A 19042-nucleotide genomic window follows, 5' to 3' on the forward strand; every position below is an offset into this window, starting at 1 on the left:
GCCCGCACCCGGGCCGGACGGAGCGCGCGGGATGATGGGGGCAAGTGGAACCCGATCGTCCGGATCCACTCATCCGACAGGAGCCAGATCAGCATGACCACCAAGGCCAACGCCACCGACGACAGTTTCCATGTCTTCGACACCACACTGCGCGACGGTGCTCAGCGTGAGGGCATCAACCTGACGGTCGCCGACAAGCTGACCATCGCCCGTCATCTGGACACCTTCGGTGTGGGGTACATCGAGGGCGGCTGGCCGGGGGCCAACCCGCGTGACACCGAGTTCTTCGCCCGTGCCCAGCAGGAGATCACGTTCGAGAACGCCCAGCTCGTGGCGTTCGGCGCGACCCGCAGAGCCGGTGGCAGCGCGGCCGAGGACCCCCAGGTCAAGGCGCTCCTGACCTCCGGCGCCCCGGTGATCACCCTGGTGGCCAAGGCGCACGACCGCCATGTCGAGCTCGCCCTGCGCACCACCCTGGACGAGAACCTGGAGATGGTCCGCGACACCGTCGCCCACCTGCGCGAACAGGGCCGCCGCGTCTTCGTGGACTGCGAGCACTTCTTCGACGGCTACCGCGCCAACGCCGAGTACGCGAAATCCGTGGTCCGTACCGCGTACGAGGCGGGCGCCGAGGTCGTCATCCTCTGCGACACCAACGGCGGCATGCTCCCCGCCCAGGTCCAGGCCGTCGTCTCCACCGTCCTCGCCGACACCGGCGCCCGGCTCGGCATCCACGCCCAGGACGACACCGGCTGCGCCGTCGCCAACACCCTGGCCGCCGTGGACGCCGGCGCCACCCACGTCCAGTGCACGGCCAACGGCTACGGCGAGCGGGTCGGCAACGCCAACCTCTTCCCCGTCGTCGCCGCCCTGGAACTCAAGTACGGCATGAAGGTGCTGCCCGAGGGCGCGCTCGCCGAGATGACCCGGATCTCGCACGCCATCGCCGAGGTCGTCAACCTCACCCCCTCCACCCACCAGCCGTACGTGGGCGTCTCCGCCTTCGCCCACAAGGCCGGGCTCCACGCCTCCGCGATCAAGGTCGACCCCGACCTCTACCAGCACATCGACCCGGAACTGGTCGGCAACACCATGCGGATGCTGGTCTCCGACATGGCCGGCCGCGCCTCCATCGAGCTGAAGGGCAAGGAGCTGGGCGTCGACCTCGGCGACGACCGCGCCCTGGTCGGCCGGGTCGTCGAGCGGGTCAAGGAACGCGAACTGAAGGGCTACACCTACGAGGCCGCCGACGCCTCCTTCGAACTGCTGCTGCGCGGCGAGGTCGAGGGCCGGGCCCGGCGCTACTTCCGTACGGAGTCCTGGCGGGCGATCGTCGAGGACCGCCCCGACGGCACCCACGCCAACGAGGCCACCGTGAAGCTCTGGGCCAAGGGCGAGCGGATCGTCGCGACCGCCGAGGGCAACGGCCCGGTCAACGCCCTGGACCGGGCGCTGCGCGTCGCCCTGGAGCGGATCTACCCGCAGCTCGCCAAGCTGGAACTGGTCGACTACAAGGTCCGCATCCTGGAGGGCCGCACCGGCACCGAGTCCACCACCCGGGTGCTCATCACCACCGGCGACGGCACCGGCGACTGGGCGACCGTGGGGGTCGCCGAGAACGTCATCGCCGCCTCCTGGCAGGCGCTGGAGGATGCGTACACCTACGGACTGCTGCGCGCGGGCGTGGAGCCCACCGAATAGCCCGCCGGCACCGCAGCACGCGAGAGCCGCCGCCCGTCATGGGCGGCGGCTCTTCCGCGTTCAAGAGATGAATGCACAATGCGTCCTGCCTGGTGGGCCGATGGGTACGGACCAATCTCGACGTGAAGTATTGACGGCCCCGTATCGGCGCGGTTAACTCCAGCCGCAACGCCGGTACCGGTTCCGGAACCGGTACCGAACGCGTCGGCCGATAGGTCACCACGCTGTCCGCCGCGCTGCCCCACCCTGCTCGCACCCTGCTCCCACCTGCTTGTTCCTTGCCCTTGCCTGGTCCAACGGAGGCCCAGATGCGTGTCACCATCGCCGATGTCGCCCGCGAGGCCGGCGTCAGCAAGACGACCGTGTCACGGGTCATCAACACCAAGGGCGAGGTGGACCGTTCCACGGCCGCCCGTGTTCGTGAAGTGATCGCACAGCTCGGTTACGTACCCAGCTCCGGAGCCGTCGGTCTCGCCCGTGGCTCCAGCCGTACGGTCGGCATGCTCGTGCCCTCGCTGACCTGGCCGTGGATGGGCGAACTGCTCCAGGGCGTCGTCGACACCGTCGAGGCCGCCGACTACGGGCTGCTGCTCTTCACCTGCAACCGGGGGGCCGAGTCCGTCCAGCGCTTCACCAGCCAGGTGTCCGCGCGCGCCTTCGACGGGCTCGTCGTCGTGGAGCCCGAGAACACCCTCGGCCACCTCACCGAACTGCACCGCGACGGCCTGCCGATCGTGCTCATCGACGATCGGGGCCACCACCCCGAATTCCCCTCCGTCGTGACCACCAACCACGAGGGAGGCGCGTCCGCGGCCCGCCACCTGCACGCCGCCGGACGCTCCCGGCCCCTGATCCTGACCGGCCCCCAGCACTTCGGCTGTGTACGGGACCGGACAGCCGGATTCCGTTCGGTCCTGCCCACCGACCTGGTCGTCGAAGGCGACTTCACCGAACGCGGCGGCCGGCTCGCCGTCGAGGAACTCCTCGCACGGGGCGTCGCGTTCGACTCCGTCTTCGCGCACAACGACATCAGCGCGGCCGGTGTGCTCCGCTCCCTGCGGGCCGCCGGACGCCGGGTCCCGGACGACATCGCCGTCGTCGGCTTCGACGACATCCCGATGGCCGAACACACCGAACCGCCCCTCACCACCGTGCGCCAGCCCACCCGCCGGATGGGCGAGACGGCGGCCCGGATGCTGCTCTCCCACCTCGGCGGCACGCCCGTACCGGACGGACCGGCCGTGCTGCCCACCGAACTGGTCGTGCGCCACTCGGCGCCCTGACGGACCCGGCCGCACGGCCGCGCCCCGCTCGCTTCGCACCCTTCCGCCCGCCGGGCTCTCCCGACCCCGGCAGCCCCTTCCTGGAGACGCCATGTCCGTACGCCGTCGCACCACCCTCAGAGCGGTCGCCGCAGCCACCGTCGTGGTGGCGCTCGCCGCTGGTTGCTCGAACGCCAACTCGGGCGCCAACAAGGGGGGCGGCGCCGCGAGCGGCGTGCTGACCCTGGGCAAGCCGGACGGACCGCAGACGAACAACAGCAACCCGTTCCTCAACACCTCGGCGGGCGCGGTCCTCGGCTACCGCTACATGATCTACGAGCCGCTGGCCATGACGAACATGATCAAGCCCACCGAGAAGGCCGACCCCTGGCTCGCCACCGAATGGGCCTGGGAGGACAACTTCACCCAGGTCACCTTCACCCTCGACGAGCGGGCGAAGTGGGCCGACGGCAAGCCCCTGACCGCCGCCGACGTGGAGTACACCTTCAACCTCCTGAAGAAGCACCCGGCGCTCAACGGGAACGGCATCCCCTTCGACGGGATCGCCGTGGAGGGCAAGAAGGTCGTCCTGACCTTCAAGGAGTCCCAGTTCGTCAACCAGAACAAGATCATCCAGACCTTCATCGTGCCCAAGCACATCTGGGAGAAGGTCGACAACCCGGAGACCTGGCCCAACCGCACCCCGGTCGGCTCCGGACCGTACAAGCTCAAGACGTTCACCCCGCAGACCACCACCCTGACCGCCACGCCGAGCTACTGGAACGGCACCACCAAGGTCAAGGAGCTGCGCTACACCGCGTACAACGACAACAGCGCCGCCACCACCGCGCTGGCCACCGGCAAGGTCGAGTGGTCCTTCGTCTTCATGCCGAACCACAAGCAGCTGTTCATCGACAAGGACCCCAAGAACCACCAGCTCTGGTTCCCCTCCGGCCTAGGCATCCACGGCCTCTGGTTCAACACCGCCCGCAAGCCCTTCGACAACCCGGCGCTGCGCAAGGCGATGGCGATGGTCGTCGACCGCAAGGCCATCCACATCCAGGCCCAGGCCACGCTCTACCCGGAGATCACCAACCCGACCGGCATCCCGCTGCCCGCCGGTGAGCCCTTCCTCGCGCCCGAATACCAGGACGCCACCACCAAGCCCGATGTCGCCGGAGCCAAGAAGGTGCTCAGCGAGGCCGGGTTCACCCTCAGCAGCGGGGTGCTCAAGGACCCGTCCGGCAAGCCCGTGGAGCTGACCTTCACCGACCCGGCCGGCTGGAACGACTACATCACCGGGCTCGCGATCATCAAGGACAACATCAAGGAACTCGGCATCGAGGCCAAGGTCAAGACGCAGACCGCCGAGGCCTGGGGCGCGGACGTCGCCAACGGCAACTTCGACGCCACCCTGCACTGGACCAACAGCGGCGCGACCCCCTACGACATGTACCAGAACATCATGGACGGGGCGATCCTCCAGCCCATCGGCAAGAGCTCGCAGACGGGCAACTTCGGGCGCTTCAAGAGCCCCGAGGCCACCGCCGCGCTCAAGGAGTACGCCAACGCCACCGGGGACGCGGACCGCACCAAGGCGCTCAACACCCTCCAGAAGATCTTCGTCGAGGAGGCCCCGGTCATCCCGACGGCCGCCGCGCCCATCGGAGCCGAGTACTCCACGAAGAACTGGATCGGCTGGCCCACCGAGGCCAACCCGTACGCCCCGCCGCAGCACACCCAGCCCACCGCCCTGGAGATCGTGCTCAACCTCAAGCCCGCCTCCAAGTAGGCAGGGGAAAGACGGGAAGGACGGGAAGAACCGGCCATGGCCATGAGCGATCAGCCCGAGCCCGCGCGGAACGGCACCGATGTGGTGCTCGAAGCGCGCGGAGTCACCAAACACTTTCCCCTGCGCCGCACCGCCCGCGACCTGTTCGCCCGCGAGCGCCGCAGCGTCCACGCCGTCGACGATGTCTCGCTCCGGCTAAGACGCGGCACCGTCACGGCCCTGGTGGGGGAGTCCGGCTCGGGCAAGTCCACCGTCGCCCGGCTGCTGGCCCAGCTCTATCCGCTCACCTCGGGCGAGATACGGCTGGGCGGCGAGCCGGTGGTGGCCGGTCGCGGCCGGTCCTTCCGCCGTTACGTACGCCGGGTCCAGCTGATCTTCCAGGACCCCTTCGCCTCGCTGAACCCGGTGCACACCGTGCGCTACCACCTCACCCGCGCCCTGAAGATCCACGGCCGGGCGGGCAAGGGCGAGGCAGAGCTGGAGCAGAACCTGTCCGCCCTGCTGGACCGGGTCCAACTGACCCCGCCCCAGCAGTTCCTGGACAAGTTCCCGCACGAGCTCTCCGGCGGGCAGCGCCAGCGCGTCGCCATCGCTCGGGCGCTCGGCGCGGACCCGCAGGTCCTCCTCGCCGACGAACCCGTCTCCATGCTCGACGTGTCGATCCGGCTCGGCGTCCTCAACCTGCTCCGCGACCTCAAGGAACGCCTCCACCTGGCGATCCTCTACATCACCCACGACATCGCCTCCGCCCGCTACTTCGCCGACACCACCCTCGTGATGTACGCGGGCCGGATCGTCGAGGGCGGCGACAGCGAGACGGTCACCCAGCACCCCGCCCACCCCTACACCCAGCTCCTCATCGCCTCCGCACCCGACCCGGACCGGATCGCCGCCGAGGCGGAACAGGAGGAGACCGGCACCGGCGAACCGCCCTCGCTGATCACCCCGCCCGCCGGCTGCCGCTTCCACCCCCGCTGCCCCCAGGCGATGGAGCGCTGCCGCACCGAACTGCCGCCGCGCTTCGACCTGCCCGACGGACAGTGGGCGGCCTGCTGGCTCTACGAGGGCACGGACCCCCGGGCCACGGCAGGCGCGGACACCCGGGCCGCGGCGGGCGCGAGCGCCGAGGAGGTCTCCCGGTGAAGTACCTCCTCCAGCGCCTCGCCTTCTACGCCGTCACCGCGTGGGCCGCGATCACCATCAACTTCCTCATCCCGCGGCTGATGCCCGGCGACCCGGTCCAGGCCCTGCTCAGCCGCTACCAGGGACAGCTCGACACCAAGGCCATCGACTCGCTCAAGGCGCTGTTCGGCCTCGACAAGCAGCAGTCGATGTGGCAGCAGTACACCGACTACTGGGCCCACCTCCTCGACGGCGACCTGGGCCTCTCCTTCACCTTCTTCCCCACCCCGGTCAGCGAGGTCATCGGCCAGTCGCTGCCCTGGACCCTGGCCCTGGTCGGCACGACCACCCTGATCAGCTTCGTCCTCGGCACCGGCATCGGCGTCTACAGCGGCTGGAAGCGTGGCTCCTGGCTGGACGGACTGCTGCCGGTCACCACCTTCATCTCCTCCATCCCGTACTTCTGGCTGGGCCTCGTCGCCATCGCGGTCTTCGCCGAGAAGTGGTCGCTGTTCCCGAACTCCGGCGGCTACGACAACGCGCTCGTCCCGGCCTTCGACTGGCCGTTCATCTCCAGCGCCCTCTACCACGCGGTCCTGCCCGGCGTGACGATCGTCCTCAGCGCGGTGGCCGGCTGGATCCTCGGCATGCGCAACATGATGGTCACCGTCTCCTCCGAGGACTACGTGATGGTCGCGCAGGCCAAGGGCCTGTCCGAGCGGCGCGTGATGTTCGGCTACGCGGCCCGCAACGCGGTCCTCCCCAACATCTCCGGCTTCGCCCTCTCCCTCGGCTTCATCGTCGGCGGCACCCTCCTCGTCGAGATGGTCTTCACCTACCCGGGCATCGGCTTCCAGCTGCTCCAGGCCGTCGGCGGCAAGGACTACCCCCTGATGCAGGGCGTCTTCCTGATCATCACGCTCTCCGTCCTCGCCGCGAACCTGCTCGCCGACCTCGTCTACGCCGCCCTCGACCCCCGCACCCGGAAGGAGGCATAGGGCATGTCCATCACCGCCACCGACGTCGCCGTCCTCGACGGCGCGCCCCCGCCCGCGGCCCCCACCCGCCGGGCCAGGCTCCGGTTCCTGCGCGGCGGGAAGACCCGCACCGGCCTGATCCTGCTGGCGTTCTTCGTCCTGCTGGCCGTCGCAGGCCCCTGGCTCGCCCCGTACGACCCCGACGCCATGAGCGACCAGCTGCTCCAGCCGCCCTCCGGCGACCACTGGTTCGGCACCACGCACACAGGGCAGGACGTCTTCTCGCAGATCCTCGTCGGCACCCGGGGCGTCCTCGTCGTCGGACTGCTCGCCGCCGTCATCGCGACCGTCCTGTCCGTCCTGATCGGGGTCAGCGCCGGATTCCTCGGCGGGGCCGTCGACGAGATCCTCTCCGCGCTCTCCAACATCTTCCTGGTGCTGCCCGGACTCCCGCTGATCATCATCGTCGCGAGCTTCGTCCCCGACACCGGCGACATCGTCATCGCCGTCGCCATCGCCCTGACCTCCTGGGCCTGGGGATCGCGGATCCTGCGCGCCCAGACCCTGTCGCTGCGCCGCCGCGACTACGTGGAGGCCGCCCGCGCCACCGGCGAGTCCACCCCGCGCATCATCCTCTTCGAGATCCTGCCGAACCTCACCGCCGTCATCGCCTCCGGCTTCGTCGGCACGGTCATCTTCGCGGTCCTCACCGAGATCACCCTCGCCTTCATCGGCGTCGCCGACATCTCCCACTGGAACTGGGGCACCGTGCTCTTCTGGGCCCAGTCCAACCAGGCGCTCGCCCAGGGAGCCTGGTGGTGGTTCGTCCCGGCCGGCCTCTGCATCGCCCTGCTGGGCACCGCGCTCGCCCTCATCAACTTCGGCATCGACGAGTTCGTCAACCCCCGCCTGCGCACCGCCACCGGATCCTCCCGGAAGGTGAAGATGCGCGTCGGCTTCACCCCCGTGGCCCGGAAGACCCCCGGCACGGGCCACCCCGGGCAGAGCAGCAAGGAGCCGCGCCCATGAGCGCCGAGCCGGTCCTGACCATCAGCGGACTCAACGTCGACTACGGCACCGACGCGAGCGCCGTCCACGCCCTGCGCGACATCGACCTCACCCTCCACCGCGGCGAAGTCCTCGGCCTGGCAGGGGAGTCGGGCTCGGGCAAGTCGACCCTCGCCTACGCGGTGACCCGGCTGCTGTCCCCGCCCGGCGTCATCACCGGGGGAGAGGTCCACTACCACCGGCCCGGCGGCGACCGGATCGACATCCTCTCCCTCGAACCGGACCAGCTGCGCGCCTTCCGCTGGCAGGAGCTGTCCATCGTCTTCCAGGGGGCGATGAACTCCCTCAACCCGGTGCACACCGTCCACAGCCAGCTCACCGACGTACTCGCCGCCCACCGCCCCGAGCTGAAGAAGCGCCAACGGACGGCACGGGCCCAGGAGTTGCTGGAGCTCGTCGGTATCAGCGCCGACCGGCTCGCCGCCTACCCGCATCAGCTCTCCGGCGGGATGCGGCAGCGCGTGATGATCGCGATGGCGCTCGCCCTGGAACCCGAGATCGTCATCATGGACGAGCCGACCACCGCGCTGGACGTGGTGATGCAGCGACAGATCCTGCGACGGCTCGTCCAGTTGAGGGAACAGCTCAACTTCTCGGTCGTGTTCATCACCCACGACATCTCGCTCCTGATCGAATTCTCGGACCGGATCGCGATCATGTACGGAGGCCGCATCGTGGAGCAGGCGGGCGCGGCGGAGATCTACCGCGACCCCCGCCACCCGTACAGCGACGGGCTCCTGCACTCCTTCCCCGCGCTCCACGGCCCACGCCGCGAACTGACCGGCATCCCCGGCTCCCCGCCCCACCTCTCCGCGATGCCCACCGGCTGCGCCTTCCACCCGCGCTGCGGCAAGGCCTTCGCCCCGTGCGCCGCCGAGGTCCCGCGGCCGGCCCCGCCCACCGGCGAAACCGGCCGCGAGGTCGCCTGCCATCTGCACGCCTGACCAGGTCCCTCCCCTCCAACGTACGGAGACCGATGAACCTCGCCCCCACCCCGCAGCGACTCCTCCGTCCCGCCCCGGTGCGAGGACTCCCGGCCGACTTCCGCTGGGGCGTCGCGACCTCCTCGTACCAGATCGAGGGCGCCGCCGCCGAGGACGGCCGCACCCCGTCCATCTGGGACACCTTCTGCCGGGTGCCCGGGGCCGTGGAGGGCGGTGAACACGGCGATGTGGCCTGCGACCACTACCACCGGATGCCCGAGGACGTGGAGCTGATCGCGGGCCTCGGCGTCGACACGTACCGCTTCTCGCTCGCCTGGCCGCGCATCCAGCCGGGCGGCCGGGGCCCGGCGAACGAGAAGGGCCTCGACTTCTACAAGCGGCTGGTCGACGAGCTCCAGGGGCGTGGCGTCACCCCGTGGATCACGCTCTACCACTGGGACCTGCCGCAGGAGCTGGAGGACGCGGGCGGCTGGCCCGCGCGGGACACCGCCCTGCGCTTCGCGGAGTACGCCGCTCTCGCCTACGAGGCGCTCGGCGACCGCGTCGAGCACTGGACCACGCTCAACGAGCCCTGGTGCTCGGCGATGCTCGGTTACGCCTACGGGCTGCACGCCCCCGGCCGCCGCGACCTGGGCGACGCCATGGCCGCCGTCCACCATCTGCTCCTGGGCCACGGTCTCGCCGCCCGCGCGCTGCGGGACGCGGCCGGGAGCGACCCGCTGGAGCTGGGCATCACCCTGAACCTCGGCACCGCCACCCCCGAGACCGACAGCGAGGCCGACCGCGAGGCGTGCCGCCGCGCCGACGGCATGGGCACCCGGCTCTATCTGGACCCGCTCGTCCACGGCCGCTACCCCGAGGACATCGTCGCCGACCTGGCCGCCCAGCGCATCGAACTCCCGGTCAGGGAAGGCGATCTGGCCGCCATCGCCGCCCCGCTCGATGTCCTCGGCGTCAACTTCTACCGCGGCATGCAGTTCTCCGGCGTCACCGAGGACGGCTCGCCCACCGACGCCGACGGTCTGCCCGTCACCCGTGTGGTCGAGCGCGAGCTGCCCCGTACCGCGATGGACTGGGAGATCACCCCGGCCGAACTCACCGATCTGCTCCTGCGGTTGGAGCGCGACTACGCCCTCCCGACGGTCATCACGGAGAACGGCGCGGCCTTCGACGACACCGTCGCCGCCGACGGATCGGTCCCCGACGCCGACCGCACGGCCTATCTCGCCGACCACATAGCCGCCGTCGTCGCCGCCCGTGGCCGAGGGGCCGATGTGCGGGGCTACTTCGCCTGGTCGCTGATGGACAACTTCGAGTGGGCCTACGGCTACGACAAGCGGTTCGGCATCGTCCGCGTCGATTACGACACCCAGGTCCGCACGCTGAAGGACAGCGCCAAGTGGTACCGCGACACGATCCGCCTCACCCGCGACGCCGACCCGGCGTAACTCGCCAACACCCTTGATACGCCCGCATGTTCGGCACTCCCGACCCGAGATGAGAGCGCTCTCAGATGACTCGCACCCCGCACCTCCGCCCCCGTAGAGGCAGAGCCAGACCCGCGACGGCCGCCCTCGCCGCCGCGGCCGTGCTCGCCACCCTGCTCGCCGGCTCGGCCACCGGCCCCGCCGTGGCCGCCGACGAACCGGCCCCCGTGCTCGTCGACCGCTTCGAGGGCGAGGTGCCGCTCGGCAACAACCCGCCCGCCGACGCGATCTTCACCTGGGGCGGCGACGCGGACGACCATCCACAGCTGAAGCTGGCCGAGCGCGCCGACGCCCCCGAGGGCGAAAAGGTCCTCGAAGGCTCCTACGACATCAGCGCGTACGGCGGGTTCAGCCACGAGTTCGCCGTGGACACCCCGCCGCAGAACTGGACCGCCCACCAGGGCATCCGCTTCTGGTGGTACGGCCAGAACACCGCGCCCCTGCCGCCCGGCTCCGGCAAAAAGATCAACTTCGAGATCAAGGACGGCGGCGCGAACGGCGGCGCGTCCGAGCTGTGGACCACCTCCTTCACCGACGACTGGGAGGGCTGGCACCTGGTCGAGATCCCGTTCGCGGACTTCGTCTACCGCGCCGACTACCAGCCCGTCGGCGGCATCGACCAGATCCTCGGCCTGAACGAGATGTGGGGCTACGCCCTCACCCTGCCCGGCGGCGGACCGGGTGAATTCGCCCTGGACGCCGTCGAGTTGTATGGCAAGGCGGACCCGGCGCTCACCGCGAGCGTGGTCACCGACACGGCCGTCCGCCCGGTGAAGAACGGCGAGACGGCGCAGCTGACGCTCTCCGTCGCCACCACCGGCTCCGTCCCCACCGAGGAGCCGGTCACCGTCACGTACGCCACCGAGGGCGGCACGGCGGAGGCCGGGAAGGACTACACCCCGGTCACCGGCAGCCACACCTTCCCCGCCGGCACCGCCTCCGGCACCACCCACAAGGTCACCGTCCGCACGGCGAAGGCGTCCAAGCCCGCCGAGGCGAAGACCATCCCGCTGGAGCTGACCGTCACCGGCGCGAAGGCCCCCCGGGAGAACCCGCAGGTCGTCATCGACGCCCATGGACTCCCGTACCAGAACGCGAAGTTGCCGGTGAAGCAGCGCGTCGCGGACCTGCTGGGACGCCTCTCGCTCGCCGAGAAGGCCGGCCAGATGACCCAGGCCGAACGCAACGCGCTCCGCACCCCGGGTGACATCGCCGCCTACGACCTCGGCTCGCTGCTCTCCGGCGGCGGCTCGGTCCCCACGCCGAACACGGCGGCGGCCTGGGCCAAGATGGTCGACGCCTATCAACTGCGCGCCCAGGCCACCCGCTTCCAGATCCCGCTGATCTACGGCGTGGACGCGGTGCACGGCCACAACAACGTCGTCGGCGCGACGATCATGCCGCACAACATCGGCATCGGCGCGGGCCGCGACCCGAAGAGCGCCGAGAGGACCGGCGCGGTCACCGCGAAGGAAGTCCGCGCCACCGGCGTCCCGTGGGACTTCGCGCCGTGCGTCTGCGTCACCCGCGACGAACGCTGGGGCCGCTCCTACGAGGCCTTCGGCGAGGACCCGGCGCTGGTCGAGGCCATGGAGACGGTCATCCAGGGCATGCAGGGCAGCCCCTCCGGCAAGGACCTGCACCGCAACGACAAGGTGCTCGGCAGCGCCAAGCACTTCGTCGGGGACGGCGGCACCGAGTACGGCTCCGCCACCACCGGCTCGTACACGACCGACCAGGGCATCACCAAGGTCACCCGCCAGGAGCTGGAGGCAGTGCATCTGTCGCCGTTCGCGGAGTCGGTCAAGCGGGGCGTCGGCACGGTCATGCCCTCGTACTCCTCGCTCGACATCCTGGGCGACGACCAGGGCCCGGTGAAGATGCACGCCAACGCCGAGATGATCAACGGCGTCCTCAAGGACCGGATGGGCTTCGAGGGCTTCGTCATCAGCGACTGGCAGGCCATCGACCAGATCCCCGGCGACTACCCGAGCGACGTCCGTACGTCGGTCAACGCCGGACTCGACATGATCATGGTCCCGACCGCGTACCAGGAGTTCACCAAGACGCTGAAGGACGAGGTGGCGGCGGGCCGGATCAGCGAGGCCCGGATCGACGACGCGGTCGCCCGCATCCTCACCCAGAAGTTCCGCCTGGGCCTCTTCGAGAAGCCGTACGCGGACACCACCCACCTCGACAAGGTCGGCTCGGCCGAGCACCGCGCGGTCGCCCGTGAGGCGGCCGCGAAGTCGCAGGTGCTCCTCAAGAACGACGGGGCCGTCCTGCCGCTCAAGCCGAACCAGAAGGTGTACGTCGCCGGGTCCAACGCCGACGACATCGGCAACCAGGCCGGCGGCTGGACCATCAGCTGGCAGGGCTCCTCCGGGAAGACCACCACCGGCACGACGATCCTGGAGGGCATGAAGAGGGCGGCGAGGAGCCCGGAGTCCGTCACGTACTCGCGCGACGCCTCCGCCGCCACGGACGGCTACGACGTCGGTGTGGTGGTCGTCGGCGAGACCCCGTACGCCGAAGGCATCGGCGACGTCGGCAACGGCCACGACCTGGAGCTGACGGCGGCCGACAAGGCGGCGGTCGACAAGGTCTGCGCGGCGATGAAGTGCGCGGTGCTCATCGTCTCGGGCCGCCCGCAGCTCATCGGCGACCGGCTCGGGGACATGGATGCCCTGGTGGCCTCCTGGCTGCCGGGCTCCGAGGGCGACGGCGTGGCCGACGTGCTGTACGGCAGGCGCGCCTTCACGGGGCAGCTGCCGGTGACCTGGCCGAAGTCGGAGGCCCAGCTCCCGATCAACGTGGGGGACACGGCGTACGACCCGCAGTTCCCGTACGGCTGGGGCCTGACCACGCTGAAGAAGCCCCCGGCCGGCGGTGAGCTCACCCTCGCGGCGCTCGCCGTCGCCGCCCAGGTCGCCGAGAAGGCGAAGCTGGGGAAGACCCCGGCGGGCAAGGCGATCGTGGACCAGGCCCGGCTGCTGGTCCAGCAGAAGATCGACGGAAAGTTCGGCCAGGCGGTCGCGCGGCCGTTCGCGGAGGCGGACCACCTGCTGCTCAAGGGCGACCTGACGGGCGCGGTGGCCAAGCTGCGCACGGCCTACCGGGCCGCGTAGGCTCCCCGCTCTCCGGACGGGCGACGGCGTTCGTCGCCCGTCTGGAGTAGCGTGAAGTATGAGGAAAAGGCTCTTCCCCGCGCTGCTGGCGGGCCTGCTGCTCATCATCGCAGCGGCGGCTCTCGCCCTGACCTCCCCCGCGTCGGCCGCGCCCGCCGCGACCATCCAGGACGCTGCCCAGGCCCTGCGCGACGACCCGGTCTATGTGGACCCGGGCGCTCGCGATCAGCTCTCCGTCGCTGACGAGAAGGCCCTGGAGAACAAGATCACGGACGCCGACAAGCCGGTGTTCGTGGCCGTCCTCCCCGATACCCCCGCCTTCCCCGAGGAAGGCCTCCTCCAGACCCTGCGCAGCGACACCGGCATCACCGGCGTGTACGCGATACGGCTCGGCGACGGCTTCGACGCGGGCGCGGACCCGCAGGTCATGCCCACCCGAGCGGTGAACAACCTCACCGCTTCGGTGGAGAACCCGGCCACCGCTGCCGACCCGAACACCCAGCTCAACGCCTTCGTCGACCGCGCCGTCGAGCAGGCCCGGGGCACCGCCCCCGCCTCCTGGTCCGGCGGCGGAGGCGCGGCCGACGGGACCGGAGCCCCGGTCGGCGGCCTGATCACGCTCGGCGCGCTGGTCGCGGCGGGCGGCGCGGGCGCGTACGCGATCTCCCGCCGCAACAAGCGCCGCAAGGAGGAAGAGGAGCGCATCGCGCTCGACAAGCTCCGGGTCGTCGTCGACGAGGACATCACGGCGTACGGCGAAACCCTGGAGCGCCTGGACTTCCACCCCGCCGAGAAGGGCGCGGACGACACCATGCGCGCCGACTACGAACGGGCCCTGGACTCCTACGAGACCGCCAAGTCGAGAATGGACAAGGCCACGCACCCCTCGGATGTCCGTGGGGTCACCCAGTCCCTGGAGGACGGCCGCTACTCCCTCGCGGTCCTGGAGGCCCGCCGCACCGGAGCGGAGATACCGGCCCGCCGCCCGCCGTGCTTCTTCGACCCGCGCCACGGCCCCGCGGTCACGGAGGTCGTGTGGACCCCGTCCGGCGGCGCGGCCCGCGAGGTTCCGGTCTGCGGTGCGGACGAGGTCCGGCTGAGCCGGGGCGAGGACCCCATGAGCCGTACGGTCGACGTGGGCGACGGCAACCGCCGCCCGTACTGGGAGGCGGGCCCGGCGTACGGCCCCTGGGCCGGCGGCTACTTCGGCGGCGGCCTGCTCCCCGGCCTCCTGGTCGGCACCATGCTCGGCTCGATGCTCGCCACCCCGGCGTACGCCTCCGAGTACGGCGGCGGTGACTTCGGCGGCGGCGCGGGCGGCGACTGGGGCGGCGGCGACTTCTCCGGCTCCGACTTCGACTCCTCCGGATTCGGCGGGGGCGGCTTCGGCGACGGCGGAGGCTTCGGGGGCGGCGGCTTCGACGGCGGCGGTTTCTGACGGCACCCGCGCCTCCGGCCGGACCGGGACGCGGCGGGTTCTCGGGAATGCCTGCCGGGCAGGGCTGGTTGCGCGAGGCATGAGAGCTGTCGGCGTGTGCGAGTTCGGCGGACCGGAAGCCCTGCGGGTGCTGGATCTGCCCGAACCCCAGGCAGGCCCTGGTGAGGTCCGCATCCGGGTGCACGCGGCCGCGGTGAGCCCCACGGACGTCATGCTGCGTACGGGCGGGCACGCGGTGCGGATGCCCGGCCGGCGGCCTCCGTTCGTACCGGGCATGGACGCCGCCGGGGTGATCGACCAGATCGGGCCCGGGGTCGAGGGGCGGCTCTCCGTGGGCCAACGCGTGGTGGCGCTGGTGCTGTTCACCGGTCCGCACGGGGGCGCCTACGCGGAACAGGTCGTCGTACCGGCCGCGTCGGTCGTGCCGGCGCCGGAAGGGATGGATTTCCCCGAGGCGTCCACGTTGCCGATGAACGCCATGACCGCGCGACTGGCCCTCGACGTGCTGGACCTGCCGCCGGGCGGGACCGTCGCGGTGAGCGGTGCCGCGGGTGCGGTGGGAGGCTACGCGGTCGAGCTGGCCCGGGCGGACGGGCTGACGGTGATCGCCGACGCGGCCAGGCGCGATGTCGCAACAGTGCGTGGCTTCGGGGCGGACCACGTCGTCGAGCGCGGTGCCGGAATCGCCGACCGTATCCGTACGCTCGTGCCGGAAGGCGTGGCCGGTGCGGTGGACGGGTCGGCCCAGACCACCGAGCTGGTGCCCGCGATCGGAGACGGTGGCACGCTCGTCGAGCTGCGGGGGTGGCCGGGGCCGGCCGAGCGGGGCATCAGGGTGTGCCCGGTGATGGTGCCCGAGCGCATCGGCGACACGGCCGGCCTGGACAGACTCTGCCGGCAGGCCGAGGCCGGCGTTCTGACGCCGCGCGTCGCACGGGTGCTGCCCGCCGCCGAGGCTTCCCGGGCGCACCGCCTGTTGGAAGCGGGCGGCCTGCGGGGCCGGGTGGTCCTGGACTTCTCCTGAGCCCGGCAACCGTCCGTGCACATGAGGTCGGCTATGCCGCGTACCAGGCGGCCACGCCACCGAGGACGATGATCACGCACATAGCCGCGTTGCTCTGCCGGTAGTCCACGAGGATCGCGGTGAACTCGCGGAGCATCGCGTTGGGCCAGAAGTAGGCGGCGGTGGGGGAGCCCACCACCTGCCCCCGGATGCCCACCCGTCGTGCGGTGAGCGCGGCACGGAAGGCGTGGTAGTTGTTCGTGACGACGACGCACCGGTAGTCGGGCTTCGCCTTCTCCATGATCGCCCTGCTGAACCGCAGGTTCTCCTCGGTGTTCGTCGACCGGTCCTCCCGCTCTATGAGATGCGCCGGGAACCCCTGCGCGATCAGGTGGTCGGCCATCGCGTGGGACTCCGGCAGGTCCTCGTCGGGCCCCTGCCCGCCCGAGGTGATGAGCACGGGAGACCCACCGCGCCCGGCGAGCCGCGCGTGGACCGCCCGGCCGCGCTTCAGCCGGCCGGCCAGCAGCGGCGGAACGGTGGAACCGCCGATCAGCCCCGAGCCCAGCACCACCACGAAGTCGGCCTTGCGGCGCACCCGCAGCCGCCCGTAGAGGAACGCGTAACAGACGAAGCACAGGAACAGGAACGCGAAATAGAGCGCCAGTCCGCCGGCCGCCGTCGCCAGCCCGATCAGCACCGGAGTCCGCACGACGGCGGCGGTGGCCAGCAGGGCGACGACGCCGAGAATCGCCAGGGCCGCCAGCAGGGAGAGCAGGTTCGACGGGCTGCGGCCCTCCTTGCGCAGCATGCGTACGCCGTTGAGGAACAGGAAGCACACCAGCACGAGCAGGGCCACCGCCCCCAGGGCCACCAGCGCCCCGACGACGTAGGGCACCGAGGGCGACCCCGAGCGGGCCAAGCGGTACAGCAGGGCGCCCAGTGCGCAGAGCACGGCGAGTCCCAGGATCACGGCGTTGCTGAACCTGCGGCGCTCGCGCAGCACGCTCACGCAGAAGACGAGGAAGAGGAGCGCCGCGGGGGCGTAGGCCGGCATGCGCACAGACTAGGCAGCGTCCCGGCGGCCGTCGACGGCGAGGGCGGGGGCGGTGCCCCCACGGACCCGGTGTGACGGGGTCCGTGTGCATGTCCGCGACAGTGATCGCCGATCGGGGCGTGCCCTTTGCGGGGTCTCGGGCGTTGAACCCGGCATGAAGAAGCGAAGCGTACTCGCCGTTGTCACCCTCGCCGCCGGAGCGGTCATCGCCGCGATCAGCCCGCCCCCGGGAGGCGGCGACGCGGCGCACGCCGCCGAACCGCCCGTCAGCCTCGGCGCGCTGGACGACGTCGGCGACCTCGGCAAGCTGGTCGACGGCGCGGCCGGGGCGACCACCTCCACCGCCGGTACGGTCACCAGCACGGTGGAGGACGCCCGGTTCAGCTGAGCCGGCCGTCGAAGACGCCAAGGGCGGCAGAGGAGGCGGATCGCCTCCTCTGCCGCCCTTCCTTCTGTTCGGTCAGGCCAGGGCCACGCGTGCGGCGGCACCTCGCGGCTCGCCGGTCACCCTCGCACGCTGCGGACAGCTTTCGGCCCTGGCGGAGCTGATGGCGAAGCCCGCGCGCTGCTGAAATATGCGGCAAGACACAGGTTTACGGCCATGGGGCATATGCAACGCCTTATTGGTCCAGACCTATTGTGCGGGCGTGCCCGGCTCGCTAGCTTTCTCCTGGCGGCGCGCGCTGTTCGGATCGGCCCGACTCATTCATTCACTGACGCACAGTCATGTGCGTTGACTGAAAACGGAGTTACCGACATGCACAGACGTATTGCCGCTCTCGCCGTGACCGTGGCGACCGCCGGAGCGATGCTCCTCGGCACCGCCTCGACCGCCTCCGCCACGGGCCCCGGCTTCTGGCTCCGCAGCCATCACGCCAGCTTGGCGGAGTGCCAGGCGGTGGGGAACGCCGGCGCCGACAACGCCCTCTGGAGCCGTGTCTTCATCTGCAACCCGTTCGCGGGCAATCCGAGCGTGTACGAGTTGTGGGTGCGCTACTGAGGTAGCGGGCGGACAGCGAACCGCCCCGGCCGCGGCGGCGGCCGGGGCGGTGCCGGGCGCTCAGAGGGAGGCGCTGCTGCCGTGGACGAAGGCGCTCCAGGGGCTGCCTCTACGCAGTCTCCGCCCTGGTCGCCGCTGTAGCTCGACTTGAACCAGTGGAGGGCGGCAGAACGAGAGGCCGGGTGTGCTGTGGGGTCTTTCCGAGCAGTGCGTCCAGTAGCCGGGTGCTCTCCTGGACGGTGAGCGCCTGTGAACGCAGCATCCCGTACCTCTGCACAAGTGCGCTGACGTCGGCCGGCTCGTCGAAAACGCTCGCGTGCAGATGGCCGCTGACATAGGCGAACTGGCCGTGGTCGGAGGTCTCCAGCAAGAGAAGTGGGCCCCCGAGCCCGGCGTGCCCAGGGGCGGTGCGGGGCATGATCTGAAGGGTGACGAACGGGAGATCCATGCAGCGCCGTAGATGGAGAAGCTGATCCCGCATCACCTCGGGCACGCCCAGCTGTGTGTGCAGGATGTTCTCCTCCAGGATGAAGTGGAGGACGGGCCGGGGCTTGCGCTCCAGGATCTTCTGGCGGCCGAGGCGCTCCGCCACCCGCATCTCGATCACGTCCTCGTCCACCGGTGGGTAGTTGCAGCCGAAGACGAAGCGGGCGTACGCCTCGGTCTGGAGCAATCCTGGAATGAGCTGGGTCTCGTACGCGAGCACACTCACGGCGTCCTGCTCGTACTGGAAGAAGTCCTTGGCCAGTGCCTTGTAGCGCTCTTCCCGCGGGATCTTCTCCACCGCGACTTGTAACGCGCCCCCGGTGTCCAATAGTTCGTCGATCCGGATCGCCAAGTCCAGTAGCAGGGACCGTCGTCCTTGCTCGATGGAGGCGATGGCTTCCTCGCCGACCGCGAGCCGCGCGGCCAGAGCGGCCTGTGTCAGGCCGGCCCGCTTGCGGAAGTGGCGCACTTGGGCCCCGACCAGATGCCACGAAGTGACCCGCCTGATACTGCTCTGCTTTCCCGGGCGCATGGGATGGCTACCTCCCCGTACCTCTCCGTTGTCGTTCCACCGGAA

15 protein-coding genes and 1 pseudogene are annotated in these 19042 nt (G+C 70.6%); 13 read left to right on the forward strand and 3 right to left on the reverse strand.

What is annotated here, in order from left to right; genetic code table 11:
* Positions 1–93 precede the first annotated feature (93 nt).
* The 11 genes from cimA to ACSMXR_RS27230 all read left to right on the forward strand — a co-directional run bounded on the left by cimA (position 94) and on the right by ACSMXR_RS27230 (position 15943).
* Positions 94–1701 (forward strand): citramalate synthase, encoded by a 1608-nt coding sequence (gene cimA / locus ACSMXR_RS27180; protein WP_137234577.1) that lies wholly within the window; start codon positions 94–96, stop codon positions 1699–1701.
* A gap of 308 nt (positions 1702–2009) precedes the next feature.
* On the forward strand, positions 2010–2984 hold the full coding sequence (locus tag ACSMXR_RS27185; protein WP_030078902.1) for a LacI family DNA-binding transcriptional regulator: 975 nt from the start codon (positions 2010–2012) through the stop codon (positions 2982–2984).
* A gap of 91 nt (positions 2985–3075) precedes the next feature.
* Positions 3076–4755, forward strand: a complete 1680-nt coding sequence (locus ACSMXR_RS27190; RefSeq protein WP_137234578.1) for an ABC transporter substrate-binding protein — start codon at positions 3076–3078, stop codon at positions 4753–4755.
* A gap of 36 nt (positions 4756–4791) precedes the next feature.
* On the forward strand, positions 4792–5898 hold the full coding sequence (locus ACSMXR_RS27195; RefSeq protein WP_473170119.1) for an ABC transporter ATP-binding protein: 1107 nt from the start codon (positions 4792–4794) through the stop codon (positions 5896–5898).
* The gene (locus ACSMXR_RS27200; protein ID WP_137234579.1) at positions 5895–6875 is read left to right on the forward strand and encodes an ABC transporter permease; all 981 of its coding nucleotides are present in this window, start codon (positions 5895–5897) and stop codon (positions 6873–6875) included. The genes ACSMXR_RS27195 and ACSMXR_RS27200 overlap by 4 nt, the downstream gene beginning before the upstream one ends.
* A gap of 3 nt (positions 6876–6878) precedes the next feature.
* Complete coding sequence (locus tag ACSMXR_RS27205) at positions 6879–7883, forward strand: ABC transporter permease (RefSeq protein WP_137234580.1); 1005 nt, start codon at positions 6879–6881, stop codon at positions 7881–7883.
* On the forward strand, positions 7880–8866 hold the full coding sequence (locus tag ACSMXR_RS27210) for an ABC transporter ATP-binding protein (protein ID WP_137234581.1): 987 nt from the start codon (positions 7880–7882) through the stop codon (positions 8864–8866). Before ACSMXR_RS27205 ends, ACSMXR_RS27210 begins: the two co-directional genes overlap by 4 nt.
* A 32-nt stretch (positions 8867–8898) precedes the next feature.
* Positions 8899–10314, forward strand: a complete 1416-nt coding sequence (locus ACSMXR_RS27215; protein ID WP_473170120.1) for a GH1 family beta-glucosidase — start codon at positions 8899–8901, stop codon at positions 10312–10314.
* Positions 10315–10379: 65 nt separating this feature from the next.
* Complete coding sequence (locus tag ACSMXR_RS27220) at positions 10380–13481, forward strand: glycoside hydrolase family 3 protein (RefSeq protein WP_473170121.1); 3102 nt, start codon at positions 10380–10382, stop codon at positions 13479–13481.
* A gap of 58 nt (positions 13482–13539) precedes the next feature.
* The gene (locus ACSMXR_RS27225) at positions 13540–14919 is read left to right on the forward strand and encodes a hypothetical protein (RefSeq protein WP_473170122.1); all 1380 of its coding nucleotides are present in this window, start codon (positions 13540–13542) and stop codon (positions 14917–14919) included.
* 79 nt (positions 14920–14998) lie between these two features.
* Positions 14999–15943, forward strand: coding sequence for an NADP-dependent oxidoreductase (locus ACSMXR_RS27230; RefSeq protein ID WP_473170123.1), 945 nt, complete (start codon positions 14999–15001; stop codon positions 15941–15943).
* Between the two features lie 31 nt (positions 15944–15974).
* Here the strand turns inward: ACSMXR_RS27230 and ACSMXR_RS27235 are convergent, their stop codons facing one another.
* Positions 15975–16979, reverse strand: coding sequence for a YdcF family protein (locus ACSMXR_RS27235; protein ID WP_364885368.1), 1005 nt, complete (start codon positions 16977–16979; stop codon positions 15975–15977).
* 154 nt (positions 16980–17133) lie between these two features.
* Between ACSMXR_RS27235 and ACSMXR_RS27240 the strand changes: the two genes are divergently transcribed.
* Together ACSMXR_RS27240 and ACSMXR_RS27245 are read left to right on the forward strand one after the other, a co-directional pair.
* On the forward strand, positions 17134–17367 hold the full coding sequence (locus ACSMXR_RS27240) for a hypothetical protein (RefSeq protein ID WP_030078880.1): 234 nt from the start codon (positions 17134–17136) through the stop codon (positions 17365–17367).
* Between the two features lie 369 nt (positions 17368–17736).
* Positions 17737–17979, forward strand: coding sequence for a hypothetical protein (locus ACSMXR_RS27245; protein ID WP_030078876.1), 243 nt, complete (start codon positions 17737–17739; stop codon positions 17977–17979).
* Here ACSMXR_RS27245 and ACSMXR_RS27250 read toward each other — a convergent pair.
* A pseudogene (locus tag ACSMXR_RS27250) lies at positions 17973–18110 on the reverse strand (hypothetical protein); the annotation flags it as partial. The gene ACSMXR_RS27245 and the pseudogene ACSMXR_RS27250 sit on opposite strands and share 7 nt — an antisense overlap.
* On the reverse strand, positions 18089–18997 hold the full coding sequence (locus ACSMXR_RS27255) for a helix-turn-helix domain-containing protein (protein WP_137234587.1): 909 nt from the start codon (positions 18995–18997) through the stop codon (positions 18089–18091). The pseudogene ACSMXR_RS27250 and the gene ACSMXR_RS27255, both read right to left, overlap by 22 nt.
* Between the last annotated feature and the right edge of the window lie 45 nt (positions 18998–19042).

This window comes from Streptomyces sp. DSM 106670 (assembly GCF_055792845.1).